We start from the raw sequence: 17,532 nt of genomic DNA on the forward strand, positions 1-17,532 counted from the left end.
AGGTGCGGGCGTGCTCGGGACGGGCACGGTTGTATAACACCTGGGCACGGTTCGGTCACGGCGCACCGTGCGATGCCCGGACTGTCCGGAACGCCCCGGACGCGGGCGCCCCGGACGCCCCGCTCACATCTGCTGCGGTGCGTTCACGCCCAGCGCGTCCAGACCCTCCACCAGCACCCGCTCGGTGAGCTGGGCGAGGGCCAGGCGCCCCGCACGCACCTGCTCGTCGGCCTCCTTGAGGATCGGGGAGGCCTCGTAGAAAGAGGTGAAGGCCTGGGCGAGGGAGAACAGGTAGGCGCACAGCCGGTGCGGCTCGAACTCCGCGCCCACGCTCGCCAGGGTGGGCCCGAACTCCAGCAACTGCAGCGCCAGCGCACGCTCGGCATCGTCCTGCACCCGCGGGGCCGCGCCGGCGGCCACGCCCTGCGCCGCGGCCTTGCGGCCGATCGAGCGGATCCGCGCCACCGCGTACTGCAGGTAGGGGGCGGTGTTGCCGGTGAGGGCCAGCATCCGCTCGAGGTCGAAGGTGTAGTCGGAATCGTGCGCGGTGGAGAGGTCCGCGTACTTCACGCCGCCGATGCCGATGTCGTGCGCGATCCGGGCGCGCTCGTCCTCCGGCAGGTCCGGGCGCAGCTCGTCGATGACCGCGCGGGCCGCGGCGACCGCCTCCTCGAGCAGCGCCATCAGGCGCAGCGAGGCCCCGGAGCGGGTGCGGAGGATCTTGCCGTCCTCGCCGAGCACGGAGCCGATCTTCACGTGCTCCGCCTGCACCTGCTCGGGCAGCCAGCCCGCCTCCCGCGCGGAGGTGAACACCATCCGGAAGTGGAGCTCCTGCGCGGTGCCCACCACGTAGCCGATCCGGTCCGCGCCCAGATCGCGCACCCGGTGGCGGAGCGCGGCGAGGTCGGTGGTGGCGTAGCCGTAGCCGCCGTCGGACTTGCGGATGATCAGCGGCAGCGGCTGCTCGTCCCGGCCCGTGAAGCCCTCCGGGAACACGCACAGCGCGCCGTCGGAGAGGCGGGCGATGCCGTCCGCCTCGAGATCCGCGCACACGGCCTCGAGCTGGTCGTTGTAGCTGGACTCCCCGGCGAGGTCCGCGTCGGTGAGGGTGACGTCGAGCATGTCGTAGATGCGGTGGAAGTACTCCTTGGACAGGCCCACCAGGTGCGTCCAGATGCGCAGGGACTCCGCGTCCCCGGACTGCAGGGTCGCCACCCGCCGCCGGGCCCGGGCGGCGAATCCGGTCTCGCCGTCCTCGGCGGCCTCGGAGGCGTCGAACTTCGCGCGCGCCGCCTGGTAGAAGGCGTTGGGGTCCGTGGTGAGCAGGCCCGCCTCGGCGCTGTCCTCACCCACCTCCAGCAGGTGCTCGATGAGCATGCCGAAGGGGGTGCCCCAATCGCCTATGTGGTTCTGGCGCACCACCGTGTGCCCGAGCTTCTCCAGCGTGCGCGCGATCGAGTCGCCCACCACGGTGGTGCGCAGGTGGCCCACGTGCATCTCCTTGGCGACGTTGGGCGCGGAGTAGTCCAGCACCACCGTCTCCGCCCGCTCCGGGGCGGGCACGCCGAGCGCGGCCCCGGGCGCGGCGATCTCCGCGGTGCGGGCCGCGATCCAGTCGGTGCGCAGGTGGATGTTCAGGAAGCCGGGCCCGGCGATCTCGGGGGCCTCGGCGAGGTCGGAGAGGTCCACCGCCTCCACGATCTGCGCGGCGATCTCCCGGGGTGCCCGCCCCAGGCGCTTGGCCAGGCCCATCGCGGCGTTGCACTGGAAGTCCGCGAACTGCGAGGGGCGGATGATCGGGTCCGCGTCCGCGTACTCGGGCCCGAAGGCGGCGGCGAAGGCGGTCTGGAAGCGCTCGGTGAGCGCGATCTCGGGTGCAGGCATGCGCCCAGGGTAATCATCAGGGCGGTCCGGACGCCTCCGCGGTCCGCCCCTCCCCGCCCCGGTGCGACCGACGGCACGCGCGGCGCGCCGGAGCGGCGGGGGCGCCGGGCGGCCTCCCGGGTATCCCCCGCGGGGGACAGCCCCCTGGCCGCGATGCCGGGCGGGTCCCTACTGTGGGGGCATGCGCTCGCTCCTCGCCCTGATCCTGAACATCATCTGGCTCCTCACCGCCGGGTGGTCGCTGTTCCTCGGCTACCTGCTGGCCGGGGTGCTGGCCTGCCTGCTGGTGGTGACGATCCCGTTCGGGATCGCCTCCTTCCGCATCGCGGGCTTCGTGATCTGGCCCTTCGGCCGTGAGGTGGTGGACACCGGCCGCGGCGGGGTGGGCGGCGCGCTTGGCAACGTGCTGTGGTTCGTGATCGCCGGCTGGTGGCTGGCGCTCGGGCACGTGGTCACCGCGGTCATGCAGGCCGTGACGATCATCGGCATCCCGCTGGCCTGGGCGAACCTGAAGCTCATCCCCGTCACCTGCTTCCCGTTCGGCAAGCAGGTGGTGGCCTCGGACGCGGCCCGCGCCCGGATGTTCCCCACCGCCCGCTGAGCGTTGCCCCCGGATGTGCGCCGCACCCCCTCCCGACCCCGTCGACCCCGAGGAGTACCGCCGCCTCAGCGACCTGCTGGCCGTGGGCCCGGCCGTGGTCAGCACCCGCACGGGCGGGCACGACCTCGCCGTCACCGTCGACTCCTACCTCGACCTCTCCTACGACCCGCCCACGATGCTGGTGGCCCTGTACGGCCTCTCCCGCGCCGCGGAGGCGGTGGAGGAGGCCGGACACTGCTGCCTCACCCTGCTGGCCGCGGACCAGCAGCACCTCGCGGACCGCTTCGGCACCCCGAATGCCCCGCTGCAGGGCATGCTCGCCGGGATCGCCGTGACCCGCACCGCCGACGGCGATGCGATCCTCCCCGGCGGGCTCGCCCACTTCGGGCTGCGGATCGCGCAGGCGGTGGACGCCGCCACCCATCGGCTGCTCATCGGGCCCGTAATGGAGATGGGGGAAGGGCGGGCGGGCGCCGAGCCCGCGATCCGCTTCGCCGGCGAGAAGCGGTCGCTGCGCTGAGAGGCGGCGGGGCGCGGCGACTATCCTTGGGCCATGCCTCTCCTCCTCGTCGTCGTCGTCGTCGGCGCGCGGCCATGACCGCGCTGCGGCGGCTGGCCCTGCGCCTGCTGCCCCTGGCCCGCCCCGACGTGCGGGAGGACTACGAGCGGATGCGCCGCCTGCAGCGGCGGATGGCCTCCCTGCCCGCGGCCCGCTACCGCACCCCCACCTGGGACACCGTCTCCGACTCCGGGGACGGCCGGCGCGTGCCGGTGCGGGTGTTCACGCCGCGGGAGCGACGCCGCGAGGAGCTGCTGCTGTTCTTCCACGGCGGCGGCTGGGTCACCGGGGACATCGAGTCCTACACCCCGGCCTGCGCCACGATGGCCGATCTCACCGGCTGCCGGGTGGCGTCGGTGGACTACCGCCTCGCCCCCGAGCACCCCTTTCCCGCCGGTCTGGAGGACTGCTACGGCACCGCCCGCGGCCTGCTCGAGGATCCCGGGCGCGCGGGGCTCGCCGAGGCCGGGCAGATCGTGCTGGTGGGGGACTCCGCGGGCGCGAACCTCGCCGCCGCCGTGAGCCTGCTGCTGCGCGAGCAGGGCCACCGCGTGCCCGATCGGCAGATCCTGCTGTACCCGGTGATGCACTGGGACCACGATCCCGCCACCTCCCCCTTCGAGTCGGTGCGCCTATACGGCAGCGACCGGCGCCTCACCACCGACGAGATCGAGGACTACCTCGCGCTGTACGTCCCCGAGCCGGCGCAGCGCCGCCACCGGCTGGTGTCCCCGCTGATGGCGGAGGACCTCTCCGGCCAGCCGGACACCCTGCTGCTCTCCGCCGAGCTGGACCTGCTGCGCGACGAGGGGGAGGCCTACGCCCATGCGCTCGCCGCGGCCGGCGCCCGGGTGCGTCTGCACCGTCTGGAGCGCGCCGCGCACGGGGTGATCACGCTGCCCCGCTTCGCCCGCCCGCTGAAGGACGCCTATCGGGTGATCGAGGAGTTCCTCGACCAGGGGCCCACGGCGCCGGGGGGACCATGAGGCCGGCGGGGCACCGGCGGCACTGGGTGCGCCTGGACAACGCCTCGAACATCTTCCTCGCCGCGCACAGCGAGGTGGACACCAAGGTGTTCCGCCTGGGCGCCGAGCTGGACCACGAGGTGGATCCCGCCCTCCTGCAGGAGGCGCTGGAGGCGACCCTCGAGCGCTTCCCGCTCTACCGCGCCGTGCTGCGCCGCGGAGTGTTCTGGTACTACCTCCAGGAGAGCGACCTGCGGCCGGTGGTGGTCCCGGAGACCGAGCACCCCTGCGCCCCGATCTACCAGGCCGATCGCCGCACGCTGCTGTTCCGGGTGGTGCACCATCGCCGGCGGGTGGGGCTGGAGGTGTTCCACGCCCTCTCCGACGGCACCGGGGCGCTGTGGTTTCTCACCGCTCTGCTCGACGCCTACGTGCGTCGACGGTTCCCCGCCGCGGACCAGCCCCCGCCCGCGCCGGAGCGGCCCGACCCGGCCCCCGAGGAGGCGGTGCACACGCTCACCACCGACTCCTTCGTCCAGCACTTCCGGCGGCGCACCCGCCGGGCGGGCCGTGCCGGTGCGCCGCGGGAGACGGACCACGAGGAGTTCCTGCGCGAGGCCGCCCCGGCCGTGCTCACCGTCGAGAGGGCACCGGCCGCGCCGCCCGGGCAGGCGCCCCACCGCCCGGCGCCGTCGCCGCCGGGACGGTCGGCCCCGGAGCCGACGGGGCGGGATGCCGCCGCGCCGCCGCGGCGGGTGCACCGTGTGCGCGGCACTCGCACCCCGGATCACCGCCCCCGCGTGCTCGAGCTGAGCATGCCCGTCGCCCCCGTGCTGGCGCTCGCCCGGGAGGAGGGGGTGGCGATGTCGATGTACCTCACCGCGGTGCTCTTCGAGGCGCTGCGCCGCACCGGCGCGGGCGGTCGCGCGGCCCCCACCCTCGCGGCCTCGGTGCCGGTGAACCTGCGGCAGTTCTTCCCCTCCAGCTCCGCCCGCAACTTCTTCGCCACCCTCACCGTCGCCCACACCTACGGCGCGGGGGACGACGCCCTCGGCGCCGTGGCCCGGCGCCTCCAGGAGGACTTCCGCGCCGGGGCGGCCCCGGCCGCGCTCGCGCAGAGGGTGCGGCGGCTGCTGCGCCTGGAGCGCGCGCCCCTCGCCCGCATCGTGCCCCGCCCCCTCAAGGACCTGCTGCTGGGCCAGATCAACCGGGCGAACAACCGCGGCCTCACCGTGGCGCTGTCCAACCTGGGCCGGGTGACGCTGCCGGAGCCGGCCGCCTCCCACGTGGGCCGGATGCAGTTCCAGGTCTCCGCCGCCCGCCCCCAGTTCTGCGCCATCTCCCACGCGGGCCACCTCACGATCACCTTCACCTCCCCCTTCGTGGAGACCGACCACGTGCGGGAGTTCGCCCGGCTGCTCACCGCGGAGGGCGTGGAGGTCACCCTCGCCGCCTCCCGCACCACCGAGGCGGAGCTCGCGGCGGTGGGACGATGAGACGCTGCCCCGACTGCCGGCTCGCCGTGGAGGGGGAGTGGGCCCGCTGCCCCCTGTGCACGGCGCCCCTCACCGGCGAGAGCGCGCCCAGCCCGCTGCCCGCCGTGCCGCTGCGCTTCACCCGCCGGCGCGTGTTGCGGGTGCTCACGCTCACCTCGCTGGCCGTGATCGGCCTGTCCTTCCTGGCGCAGCTGCTGTTCGACGCGGACAGGGAGAGCATCGGGGCGCTGCGCTCGATCTGGCTGGGCGTCGTCGCGACCTGGCTGGTGGTGCTGGTCGCCGCCGGCAAGCGGCGCAACCTCGCCAAGTTCGTCGTCTATCTCGTCGCGCTCGCCGGCGGGGTGTGCGTCTACTGGGACTACCTCACCGGCTGGGACGCGTGGTCGCTCACCTACGTGGTGCCGATCCTGTGCGCCTCCTCCCTGGTGGGGCTGATGATCACCGTGCGCGTGATCCGCATGCCCGTGGGCGACCACGTCGTCTACACCGGGCTGACGGTGCTGCTGGGGCTCACCCCGCTGGTGTTCCTCGCCCTGGGCTGGGTGGGCACCGCGATCCCCTCCGCGCTGTGCGGCGCGTTGAGCCTGGTGGTGCTGGCGGCGCTGCTCACGATGCGCGGCGGCGCGGTGCGCCACGAGCTCGCCACCCGCCTGCACCTGTGAGCCCGCCCCGTCGGGCGTGACGCATCCCGCCCGCCGGGCCCCGGCGCGCCGACGGCCCCGCCGGCGGCCTGCTCCCTAAGATGCGAGGCGCACCCCGTGCCCCGGGCACGACGCTCCGCGCGGCAGGGACACGCATTCCCCGAGCGCCCACCAGCAGGAGAGAAGGTCGATGGACAGGGATCGGCACGCCGACGGGACCCAGGACGCGGACTGGATCTTCGCCGTCGACGACCCCCACAGCCTGCCCACCGACCGCCTGCCCGACCGCGCCGAGTTCGATCGCTACGCCACCCCGCTGCTGGCGCGCCGCGCCGGCGGGCCCGCGCTGCCGGGCGCGGAGAACGAGACCGTCGACCTCTCCGACCTCGACCTCGAGGCGCCGGGGGCACCGGAACGCTCCGCCGCCGAGCCGGACACCGCCACCGGAGCGATCCCCGTGCTCGGCCCGGAGGGCGAGGAGGCCGACGCCGATGCCGAGGGCGCCGACCGCGCCGGCACCGCCACAGCACCGCCCGCCGGCCGCGGCGACGAGGCGCTGGTCGCGCCGCTGTCGCGCCCCGGCGCCGTCTCCTATGCCCGCTCCGGCACCACCCCCAACGCCGAGCACGACGAGGTCCCGCCAAACGGCTTCGTGCTCCCGGAGCGCTTCGCCGAGCTGGGGGTGTTCGACGCCCTCCGGGACCTGGCCGCGCTGATCTGTCTCGCCGCCGCGTTCACCACCACCTTCACCGTGGCGCACCTGCCCGCTCTCGAGATCGCGGGAAGGATCGCGATCGGCACCGGCCTGGTCGCGCTGGTGGCCGTGCACCTGCTGCGCTGGGTGCCGCAGACCCCTCCGCTGCGCGCGGTGCGGGTGCTGCGCGTGGCGGGCATGCTGCCCGCCCTGCTCACCGCCGTGGGCGTGGTGCTCGCCGACCTCGTGCTCTCCCTGCCGGTGCTGTTCGCCTCCCTGCCGGACGGCCCGCCGGTGGGGATCGGGATCGGGGTGTCCCTGCTGCTGCTCGGTGCGCTCCTCGGCGTCGAGCCCCGTGCCCACGAGGGCTACCTGCCCCAGGCCCGCGCCCGCGCCATCGCACGCCGGGCGCTGGTGGGGGTGGCGGGCGCTACCGCCGCGGCCCTGCTGCTCGCCCTGGTGATGCTGATCGGGCGCGTGTTCACCACCGGCTGGGCATACTCCCTGGTGACCTTCGGCAGCACGCTGCTGTCCGCGCTGCTGCTGGGGATCGTGCTCGCCTCCGCCCTGCTGCGCGAGCGCTCCTGGTACGTGTTCTCCACCGCGGTGGTGGCCGCGCTGGTCATCGCCGCCCTCGCCGACAACACCCTGGGCCTGCAGTTCGCGGCGCCGCGCAGCGCGGCCTCCGGCTTCGTGTACCTGCCGTTCCTGGTCGCCGCGTTCGGGCTGATGATCTCCCGCTCCTTCGTGCGCACCATGCCCGTCTCCTTCCGCCGCACCGACTGGCTGGTGTACTGCGTGCGCGCCTTCGAGCTCAGCGCGGTGATGCACGCCGCGGCGGTGCTGTGGCACGTGCTCGCCGCCATCGCGGCGCTCGCGGGCCGCGCCCCCGGCAGCCCGCAGCTGCACCTCATCGACGCCGTGGTGTGCGTCTGCTTCGTGGTGGTCTCCCTCTTCGGCCGCACCGCGCTGCTGACCCGGCCCGCGGTGAGCGCCCGCGCGAGCGGCGTGGTGGCGGGGATCGTGCTGGTGGTGGTGGGCTTCCTGGACGTGATTGTGAACTCGCTGGCGATGGCCGCGGGGGCCGGGCTGCTCACCGGCGGGGTCGCGCTCGCGATCGGTCTCGCGGCCGCGCTGATGCTCACCGTCCCCGCCCCGGTGCGGGACGAGTTCGGCGCACCGGACGTCACCCGCATGTTCGCCGACTTCCGGGCCCGGGACGGCGGCCGCGCCTCGCTGCTGGACCAGGTCCCGGACGTCACCGCGGAGACGGCCCGGCGCCGGGCCTTCCCCGCCCGCTGAGCCCGGACCCGCGCGCGGCCCCGCCCGCCCTCGCCCCGCCCGTCCCCACCCCGCTCGCCCCCACCCGCGGGCGTCCTCGCCCACCCCGACCCCGCCGCCCCGTCGGCCCGTCCTCACCCCACCCCTGGAGAGCATCATGTTCCGCTGGAGTCTGCACGGCGACGGCCGCACCGTCGCACCCGACGCGATCGTCCTGCCCGAGGAGCGGCTCGCCTGGCCGCTGACCATCGGGATCGGCGCGCAGCACGTGATCGCCATGTTCGGCGCCACCTTCCTGGTGCCGGTGATCACCGGCTTCCCTCCGTCCACCACGCTGCTGTTCTCCGGCATCGGCACCCTGCTGTTCCTGCTCCTCACCCGCAACCGGGTGCCCAGCTACCTCGGCTCCTCCTTCGCGTTCATCGCCCCGATCACTGCCTCCACCCAGGCGGACTCCATGGAGGCCGCTCTCGGCGGCGTGCTGGTCACCGGGGTGCTGCTGGCGGGGCTGGGCCTGCTGGTGCAGAAGGTGGGCACCGCCTGGGTCGGCGCCCTGATGCCGCCGGTGGTGATGGGCTCGATCGTCGCGCTGATCGGGCTGAACCTGGTGCCCACCACCTACGAGAACAACTTCTCGCAGGCCCCGCTCACCGCGGTGCTCACCCTCGCCGCGATCGTCCTGTGCACCGCCCTGTTCCGCGGCCTGCTGGGACGCATCAGCGTGCTGGTAGGCGTGGTGGTGGGCTACGTCATCGCGGTGCTGCGCGGCGAGGTGGACTTCGCCCCGGTGCGGGAGGCGGCCTGGCTGGGCCTGCCCGAGTTCCACCACCCCACCTTCCAGCTGGGCCTGCTGCCGATCTTCCTGCCGGTGATCGTGGTGCTGCTGGCCGAGAACGTGGGCCACGTGACCAGCGTGGGCACCATGACCGGACGGAATCTCGACCACATGGTGGGCCGCACCCTCACCGCCGACGGCCTGGCCACTGCGCTCTCGGCCGGCTTCGGCGGCTCGCCCACCACCACCTACGGCGAGAACATCGGGGTCATGAGCGCTACCCGTGTGTACTCCACCGCCGCCTACTGGGTGGCCGGGCTGGTGGCGATTCTGCTGGCGATGTCACCCAAGGTGGGCGCGCTGATCAACACCATCCCGCCGGGGGTGCTGGGCGGCGTCACCTTCGTGCTGTACGGCCTGATCGCGATCGTCGGATTCCGCATGTGGGTGGACGGCGGCGTGGACTTCTCCAGCCCCCGCAACCAGATGACCGCCGGGATCTCGCTGGTGATCGCGATCGCGGATCTGCACTGGGAGATCGGCGGCTTCGCGTTCACCGGCATCGCGCTCGGCACCGTCGCCGCTCTGGCCGTCTACCACCTGATGGGCCGGCTGGGCCGGCTCACCGGCACCGAGGCCCCGCCGGAGCCGCTGGTGGGGGCCGGGTCGGAGCACGCGCCCCGCGAGAGCTGACGGCGCCGGCGAGCGGCCGGCGAGGCGACGTGCCGGCCGGGCGCCAAGGCGCGCCCGGCCCGCGGCCAATGTGAGGTCGCCGACCGTGCCGCTCCCCGGAGATGCGCCGTGAGGTCCGTGCTCACCAGGGATGATGCCCGATCGTGTCCCTTTATCGCAGACGGGTCCCGATTCTGACCGTAGGCTGAGGATCCTGCACAGTGGATGAGACCTCCCCATCGCAACAGGAAAGGACGGGTATGAGCACCCCACGCCCGGCCGACGAGAGGGACGGCGACACCGCCAGCCCCCTCTCCGAATGGCCGGAAGACCTCCCCACCACGGTCCACCTCCCGCGATCCCAGCAGATCGCCACGGACGACTCCGACGACGAGATCACCGAGAAGCTGCGCCGCCAGGGCGCGCGGATCGGGAAGGGCACCATCGCCCCGGCGGTGTTCTGGCCCTCGCTCAGCGTGATCCTCGTGGTCGCCGTACTCTCCATCCTGTTCCCCGAGACCGCCAGCACCGCGATGCAGGGCACCCAGGGCTGGATCGTGGCGAACCTGGGCTGGTTCTACATGCTGGCCATCGGCGTCTTCGTGGCCTTCTCCATCATCATCGCGCTGTCCTCCTGGGGAACGATCCGGCTGGGACGCGACGACGACAAGCCCGAGTTCGGACTGCTGAGCTGGTTCGCGATGCTGTTCTCCGCCGGCATGGGCGTGGGCCTCGTCTTCTACGGCGTGGCCGAGCCGCTCGGCTACACCACCGGCAACGAGAAGCCGGGCTGGTCCGGCGAGGGCGTGGAGCTCTCCGGCGACGCGATGGCGCAGACCTTCGTGCACTGGGGCCTGCACCCGTGGGCCGCCTATGCCGTGATCGGTCTCGCGCTCGCCTACGCGATCCACCGCCGCGGCCGTCCCGTCTCGATCCGCTGGGCGCTGGAGCCGGTCTTCGGCGAGCGGGTCAAGGGCTGGGTCGGCGACGTCATCGACATCCTCGCCATCTTCGGCACCGTGTTCGGCATCGCCACCTCCCTGGGCCTCGGCGCCCAGCAGATCGGCGCCGGCATGCAGGTGATCGGCGTGGTCGACGAGGCGTCCACCAACTTCCTGGTGATCCTCATCGTGGTGATCACGTTCCTGGCCACCTTCTCCGTGATCAGCGGCGTGGGCGTCGGCATCAAGTGGCTCTCCAACGGCAACCTCACCCTCGCCGGGCTGCTGGCCATCACGGCGCTCGTGTTCGGGCCCACGGTGTTCATCTTCCAGAACTTCGTGGAGTCGCTGGGCATCTACCTCACCAACATCTTCCACCTCACCCTCGACGTGGGCGCGTACACCCGCTCCGAGGAGGCGCAGAGCTGGTTCTCCGGCAACACGCTGTTCTACTGGGGCTGGTGGATCGCCTGGGCGCCCTTCGTGGGCGTGTTCATCGCCCGCATCTCCAAGGGCCGCACCGTGCGGGAGTTCGTCTCCGGCGTGCTGCTGGTCCCCACCCTGGTGGGCATGCTCTGGTTCTCGATCTGGGGCGGCAACGGCCTGTACCGCCAGTGGTTCGGGGCCGGGGACCTCGGCGACATCACCGCCGAGGAGTCGATGTTCCGCATCTTCGAGCAGTTCCCCGCCACCCAGCTGCTGTCGGTGCTGGGCATCATCCTGGTCGCGGTCTTCTTCATCACCTCCTCGGACTCCGGCTCGCTGGTGGTGGACATGCTCGCCTCCGGCGGTCACCCGAACCCGCCGATCTGGTCCCGCGTGCTGTGGGCGCTGATGGAGGGCCTGCTGGCCGCCGCGCTGCTGCTCTCCGGCGGGCTCACCTCGCTGCAGGCCGGCTCCCTGGTGACGGCGCTGCCGTTCAGCATCATCCTGCTGCTGATGTGCGTGGCGCTGGTGAAGGCGCTGAGCCTGGACCGGGCGGTGCTGCGCGAGCACGACCGCCTGCGGCGCCTCGACGCGGTCACCGAGCACATCGCCGGGGAGTTCGGCCAGAACTATCCCTCGACCGACGAGGTCACCGAGCTGGTGGACGATCGGATCGACTACCGGCTCTCCCGCTCCCGCGGGATCATGGGCCGCTCCGGCGCGGCGAAGGGCAAGCGTGAGGGAGGCGGCGCGCCCAGCGCCCCGACCACGCAGGACTGACCCTCCCCGCTCCGGGAGAACGGCGGCCGGTGCCCTCGGGCACCGGCCGCCGTCGCATGCCCGGGAGGCCGTGCGGAGTGAGCGGGATCACGCACCGCGAGATGCGCACGAATGGACGCGCACATTTCGCTGAGGTTAGGCTCACCTTATGCCGAGTTCCTCGCCCGTCGCCCCCGCCGCACTCACCGGGGAGGCGCTCACCCTGCGCTACGGCAGCCGCGCCGTGGTCCACGAAGTCTCCCTCGCCCTGCACCCCGGCGCCGTCACAGCCCTGCTGGGCCCCAACGGGAGCGGGAAGTCCACGGTGCTGCGCGCCCTCGCGCGCCTGCACCCCCTGCACGGCGGCGAGGTGCGCCTGGACGACGGGGACGGGGAGCGCAGCACCGCCCTGCTGGGCGCCACGGAGCTCGCCCGCGCGCTGACGCTGTTCACGCAGACCCGGGCCACCCCGCAGGGGCTGTCGGTGCGGGACGTCGTCGCCTTCGGCCGGCACCCCCACCGCCGGCGCTTCGCGGCCCCGGACCGGGCCGACCGCGCCGCGATCGACCATGCCCTGCACCTCACCGGCCTGACCGCCTTCGCCGACCGCGCCGTCGGCGCCCTCTCCGGCGGCGAGAGGCAGCGGGTGTGGCTCGCCGCCTGCCTCGCCCAGGACACCGCCATCGTGCTGCTGGACGAACCGACCAACCATCTCGACCTGCGCCACCAGATCGAGACGCTCGACCTGGTGCGTGATCTGGCGGAGGTCCACGGGGCCGCCGTCGGCATCGTCCTGCACGACCTCGATCACGCCGCCCGTGTCGCCGATCGGGCGGTGCTGCTGCACCAGGGGCGCGTGCACGCCGCCGGCGAGGTCGCCGAGGTCCTCACCTCCGCGCACCTCAGCTACGTCTACGACATCCCCCTCGAGGTCAGCACGGATCCGCGCGACGGCCGCCTGCGGATCGACGCGCGCAGCCGCCGCGCCCCGCGCCTCGCCGCCGCTGTCTGACCCCTCCGTCGCGGCACGTCGTCGCGCGCCGTCCCCTGTCGACCCACCCCCTTGGAGACCCGTATGTCCCTCCCCGTCCGTCGCCGTGCCGCCGCGGTGCTCACCGCCCTCGCCCTGGGCGTCCTGTCCGCCTGCGGCACCACCGAGGTCCCCGAGAGCGCGGAGGGGGCTCCCTCCGCCGCCGCGCTGAGCGACTCCTGCGCGGCGGACACCACCGCCACCGCCACGGGACCGGTCACCGTCACCGACCACCTCGGGCGGACCGTCGAGCTCGACCAGCCCGCCGAGAGGGTCGCCGTGCTCGAGTGGCAGCAGACCGAGGACCTGCTCAGCCTGTGCGTGGCACCGGTCGCGGTGGCGGACGTCGACGGGTTCACCACCTGGGACACCGCCGAGACGCTGCCCGAGGGCACGGCCGACGTCGGCACCCGCCAGGAGCCCACCCTGGACGCCCTCGCCGCGGCGGACCCGGACCTCATCATCGTCGAGGCCTCCGGCGCCGACGACCCCGTGGTGGAGCAGCTCGAGAGCCTGGGCGTGCCCGTGCTCGCCACCCGGGGCGCCGACGCCTCCGACCCGCTGGGGCACATGCGCGACCTGTTCGGCCTGATCGCGGAGACGACCGGGCGCACCGAGCGCGCCGAGGTGGTGCTCGCCGAGCTCGACCAGCACCTGGCCGAGGCGCGGGACGAGATCGCGGCGGCGGACCTCCCCACCACCGACTTCGTGTACTTCGACGGCTGGGTGGAGGGCGGCAACGTCACCCTGCGCCCCTTCGGCGAGGGGGCGCTGTACAGCGCCATCGGCGAGGAGCTGGGGCTGACCCCGGCCTGGACCGGGGAGGTCGACCCCGTCTACGGCCTGGGGCAGACCGACATCGAGGGCCTGATCGGGGTGGGCGAGGCGACCTTCTTCTACACCGGCACCGACGACCCCGCCGGCAGCTACCTCGAGGAGCTCGAGGACAACGCGATCTGGACCTCACTGCCCGCCGTCGAGGAGGGCCGAGCCCACGCCTTCCCCGCCGGCATCTGGACCTTCGGCGGGCCCCGCTCGGCCCAGCAGGCGATCGACGCCTACGTCACCGCCCTCACCGACGCGTGAGCAGGACCGGCACCGCCGGGCTGCTGCCGGGTGCCGCCACCGCCGCGGTCCTCGCCGCCGCGGTGGCGCTGGTGGGGGCATGGCACCTCACCCAGGGCACCTCCGACGTGGGGCCGGCCGAGCTGCTGCGGCACCTCGCCGGCCTCCCTGTCGGCGAGCGGGCCGTGACCGTCGCCGACGTGCTCCTCGCCTCCCGGCTGCCGCGCCTGGCCGCAGGGATCGCCGTCGGCATCGCGCTGGGGGTGGCCGGAGCGCTGCTGCAGTCCGTCTCGCGCAACCCGCTGGCCTCTCCGGACACGCTCGCCGTCACGGCCGGATCCGCCTTCGCGCTCGCCGCCGTGGCGGCCTTCGGGCTCGCGGTGCCGCTGTGGGCCTCGGGGGCGGTCGCGGTGATCGGAGGGCTGCTCGCCGCCGGGCTTGTGCTGCTCCTCGCCGGCAGCGCCGGCGCGTCGACCACCCGGCTGATCCTCGCCGGCAGCGCCGTCGCCATGGCGCTGCAGGCGGGGACCTCCCTGCTGCTGATCCTCTTCGAGGCGGAGACCACGGGGCTGTACGCCTGGGGCAACGGCTCCCTGTCCCAGCTGAGCCTGGACGCGTCGCTGCGGGCGCTGCCGGTGATCGCCCTGGTGGTGCTGGGCGCGCTGCTGCTGGCCCGGCGGCTCGACCTGATCGGGCTCGGCGACGATGCCGCGAGCACCCTTGGGGTGCCCGTGGCCCGCACCCGCGTCCTCGCGGTGCTGTGCGCCGTGCTGCTCACTGCCGTCTCCGTGACCCTCGCCGGGCCCCTCGCCTTCGTGGGCCTGGGCGCGCCGGTGCTGGCGCGGCTGGTGGGCGCGCTGGTGCCCTCGGTCCACCGCCACCTCGTGCTGCTGCCGGTCTCCGGCCTGCTGGGGGCGCTGATCGTGCTGCTGGCCGACGCGACGCTGCGGGCCGTGCTCACGCCGCAGGGCGCGGCCGCGATCCCCACCGGCATCCCCACCGCCCTGCTGGGCGCGGTGCTGATCGTGCTGCTGGCCCGCCGGCTGCCGGAGACCGGCGCCACCGCGCAGCCGCCCCGGGCCCGCACCGGGCTCCGCACACGGCGCCGGTTCCTGCTGGTGCTGGCGGTGCTCGCCGCGGCCTGCGGAACGGTGGCGGTGCTGGGACTGCTCGCGGGCAGCCTGTGGCTGCGCACCGGGGACCTCGTCCTGTGGGTGCAGGGCGGGGCGCCCGAGCTGATCGCCCGCGCCCTGGGCGAGCGCCTGCCGCGGGTGACGGCCGCGATCCTCGCCGGGGCCGCGCTCGCGCTCGCTGGCGGCATGGTGCAGTCCACCGTGCGCAACCCGCTCGCCGAGCCCGGGCTGCTGGGCATCACGGCTGGGGCGGGGCTCGGCGCGGCGGCGGTCGTGACGACGCTCGGCGGCGGGCGGTCCGCGATGGTGCTGTGCGCCGTGCTGCTGGGCCTGGGGACGTTCGCGGCGATCGCCGCGCTGGCCTGGCGGGGCGGGCTCGCCCCGGAGCGGTTCGTGCTGGTGGGCATCGGCATGGGGTACGCGATGAGCTCCCTGACCGCCTTCCTGCTGCTGAGCGCGAACCCCTTCGACACCCCGACGTTGCTGACCTGGCTCTCCGGCACCACCTACGGCCGCGGGCTGCGTGACGTGATCCCGGTGCTGTGCACGCTGGTGCTGCTCACGCCGCTGCTGCTGGGACTGCATCGCGAGCTGGACCTGCTGGCCGTCGACGAGGACACCCCGCGCGTCCTCGGGGTGCGCCTGGAGCGCACCCGCCTGCTGGTGATGGCGCTGGCCGCGGTGCTGGCCTCGGTGAGCGTGGTCGCCGTGGGGGTGGTCGGCTTCGTGGGCCTGGTCGCGCCGCACCTCGCGCGGGCCCTCGTGGGCGGCCGGCATGCGCGGGCGCTGCCGGTCGCGATGCTGCTGGGCGGGGTGCTGGTGGGCCTCGCGGATGCGCTGGGACGCTCGGTGATCGCGCCGGCGCAGATCCCCGCCGGGCTGGTGGTGGCGGTGCTCGGCGCCCCGTACTTCGTGTGGCTGCTGCGCCGTTCGGGGGCGTGAGGGGCCGCGCACCGGCACGCGCCGCCGGCCCCTCCGTCACGGGGACGGAGGGGCCGACGGGCGGGGCCGACCGGTGGGCCGGCGGCGGGGCCGACCGGTGGGCCGGCGGCGGGGCCGGCTCAGAAGAAGCCGAGCTTGTTCTCCGAGTAGCTCACCAGCAGGTTCTTGGTCTGCTGGTAGTGGTCGAGCATCATCAGGTGGTTCTCGCGGCCGATGCCGGAGGACTTGTACCCGCCGAAGGCGGCGTGCGCCGGGTAGGAGTGGTAGTTGTTCACCCACACCCGGCCCGCCTGGATCGCGCGCCCGGAGCGGTACACGGTGTTCTGCTGCCGGCTCCACACGCCCGCGCCCAGCCCGTACAGGGTGTCGTTCGCGATCGAGATCGCCTGGTCGTCGTCGCTGAACCGGGTCAGCGCCAGCACCGGGCCGAAGATCTCCTCCTGGAAGATCCGCATCGAGTTGTCGCCCTCGAACACGGTGGGGGTCACGTAGTAGCCGCCGGAGAGGTCCCCGCCGAGGTCCGCGCGCTCGCCGCCGGTGAGGACCTTCGCGCCCTCCTGCCGGCCGATGTCGAGGTAGGAGAGGATCTTCTCGAGCTGATCGTTGCTGGCCTGCGCCCCGATCATGGTGTCGGTGTCCAGCGGGTCCCCCTGGGTGGTGGCCTCTACCCGGGCGAGGCCGTCGGCGACGAAGCCGTCGTAGATGCTCTCCTGCACCAGGGCGCGGGAGGGGCAGGTGCACACCTCGCCCTGGTTCAGGGAGAACATCGCGAAGCCCTCGAGGGCCTTGTCGTAGAAGGAGTCCTTCTGCGAGGCGACGTCCTCGAAGAAGATGTTGGGGCTCTTGCCGCCCAGCTCGAGCGTGACCGGGATGAGGTTCTGGCTCGCGTACTGCATGATGAGCCGGCCCGTGGTGGTCTCGCCGGTGAAGGCGATCTTCGCGATGCGCGGGTTCGAGGCGAGCGGCTTGCCGGCCTCGGCGCCGAAGCCGTTCACGATGTTCAGCACGCCGTCGGGCAGCAGGTCGCCGATCAGCTCGGCGAGCACGAGGATCGAGGTGGGGGTCTGCTCGGCGGGCTTGAGCACCACGGCATTGCCGGCGGCGAGGGCCGGGGCGAGCTTCCACGTGGCCATGAGGATCGGGAAGTTCCACGGGATGATCTGCCCCACCACGCCCAGCGGCTCGTGGAAGTGGTAGGCGACGGTGTCGTCGTCGAGCTGGGAGAGCGCGCCCTCCTGGGCGCGGATGGCGCCGGCGAAGTAGCGGAAGTGGTCCACCGCCAGCGGGAGGTCGGCGTTGAGCGGCTCGCGGATCGCCTTGCCGTTGTCCCAGGTCTCGGCGACGGCGAGCATCTCGAGGTTCTCCTCGATGCGGTCCGCGATCCGGTTCAGGATCACGGCGCGCTCGGCGACCGAGGTCCTCCCCCAGGCGGGGGCGGCGGCGTGGGCGGCGTCCAGCGCCCGCTCGATGTCCTCGGCGGTGGAGCGGGGCACCTCGGTGAACACCTGGCCGGTGACGGGCGTGGGGTTCTCGAAGTACTCGCCCTTGACGGGCGGCACCCACTGGCCGCCGATGTAGTTCTCGTAGCGGGCCTTGAAGGTGACCTTCGCGCCCTCCGTGCCCGGACGTGCGTAGACAGTCATGGCGATCCTTTCGCAGCGGTGCGTG

General features: G+C 73.7%; 13 protein-coding genes. 11 read left to right on the forward strand and 2 right to left on the reverse strand.

The features are described from left to right. Positions 1-123: 123 nt before the first annotated feature. Positions 124-1,884: an arginine--tRNA ligase gene (argS, locus tag DWV08_RS00615; protein WP_115412027.1), complete on the reverse strand. Its 1,761-nt coding sequence runs from the start codon at positions 1,882-1,884 to the stop codon at positions 124-126. Positions 1,885-2,065: 181 nt separating this feature from the next. Here argS and DWV08_RS00620 point away from each other — a divergent pair, with 181 nt between their 5' ends. From DWV08_RS00620 to DWV08_RS00670, 11 genes are all read left to right on the forward strand, one after another. Then, a complete protein-coding gene (locus DWV08_RS00620; protein WP_115412028.1) occupies positions 2,066-2,485 on the forward strand; it encodes a YccF domain-containing protein in 420 nt (139 codons plus the stop codon). A gap of 13 nt (positions 2,486-2,498) precedes the next feature. Further along, positions 2,499-3,005: a flavin reductase family protein gene (locus DWV08_RS00625; protein WP_115412029.1), complete on the forward strand. Its 507-nt coding sequence runs from the start codon at positions 2,499-2,501 to the stop codon at positions 3,003-3,005. A gap of 74 nt (positions 3,006-3,079) precedes the next feature. Continuing rightward, positions 3,080-4,030, forward strand: a complete 951-nt coding sequence (locus tag DWV08_RS00630) for an alpha/beta hydrolase (RefSeq protein WP_115412030.1) — start codon at positions 3,080-3,082, stop codon at positions 4,028-4,030. Next, on the forward strand, positions 4,027-5,505 hold the full coding sequence (locus tag DWV08_RS00635) for an alcohol acetyltransferase (RefSeq protein WP_115412031.1): 1,479 nt from the start codon (positions 4,027-4,029) through the stop codon (positions 5,503-5,505). Before DWV08_RS00630 ends, DWV08_RS00635 begins: the two co-directional genes overlap by 4 nt. After that, on the forward strand, positions 5,502-6,167 hold the full coding sequence (locus DWV08_RS00640) for a DUF6320 domain-containing protein (protein WP_115412032.1): 666 nt from the start codon (positions 5,502-5,504) through the stop codon (positions 6,165-6,167). Before DWV08_RS00635 ends, DWV08_RS00640 begins: the two co-directional genes overlap by 4 nt. 169 nt (positions 6,168-6,336) lie before the next feature. Continuing rightward, on the forward strand, positions 6,337-8,142 hold the full coding sequence (locus DWV08_RS00645; RefSeq protein WP_115412033.1) for a DUF7937 domain-containing protein: 1,806 nt from the start codon (positions 6,337-6,339) through the stop codon (positions 8,140-8,142). Positions 8,143-8,278: 136 nt separating this feature from the next. Next, positions 8,279-9,589, forward strand: a complete 1,311-nt coding sequence (locus DWV08_RS00650) for a uracil-xanthine permease family protein (RefSeq protein ID WP_115412034.1) — start codon at positions 8,279-8,281, stop codon at positions 9,587-9,589. 239 nt (positions 9,590-9,828) lie between these two features. Beyond that, positions 9,829-11,715: a BCCT family transporter gene (locus DWV08_RS00655; RefSeq protein ID WP_115412035.1), complete on the forward strand. Its 1,887-nt coding sequence runs from the start codon at positions 9,829-9,831 to the stop codon at positions 11,713-11,715. A 148-nt stretch (positions 11,716-11,863) separates the two neighbouring features. Continuing rightward, a complete protein-coding gene (locus DWV08_RS00660; protein WP_115412036.1) occupies positions 11,864-12,706 on the forward strand; it encodes an ABC transporter ATP-binding protein in 843 nt (280 codons plus the stop codon). Between the two features lie 63 nt (positions 12,707-12,769). Continuing rightward, positions 12,770-13,810, forward strand: a complete 1,041-nt coding sequence (locus tag DWV08_RS00665) for an iron-siderophore ABC transporter substrate-binding protein (protein ID WP_115412037.1) — start codon at positions 12,770-12,772, stop codon at positions 13,808-13,810. Next, positions 13,807-15,864, forward strand: coding sequence for an iron ABC transporter permease (locus DWV08_RS00670; protein WP_115412038.1), 2,058 nt, complete (start codon positions 13,807-13,809; stop codon positions 15,862-15,864). The genes DWV08_RS00665 and DWV08_RS00670 overlap by 4 nt, the downstream gene beginning before the upstream one ends. A gap of 119 nt (positions 15,865-15,983) precedes the next feature. On the opposite strand, the gene adh is transcribed toward DWV08_RS00670, so the two are convergent. Next, the gene (adh, locus tag DWV08_RS00675) at positions 15,984-17,507 is read right to left on the reverse strand and encodes an aldehyde dehydrogenase (protein ID WP_115412039.1); all 1,524 of its coding nucleotides are present in this window, start codon (positions 17,505-17,507) and stop codon (positions 15,984-15,986) included. Between the last annotated feature and the right edge of the window lie 25 nt (positions 17,508-17,532).

The organism is Brachybacterium saurashtrense, assembly GCF_003355475.1.
GTDB lineage: Bacteria > Actinomycetota > Actinomycetes > Actinomycetales > Dermabacteraceae > Brachybacterium > Brachybacterium saurashtrense.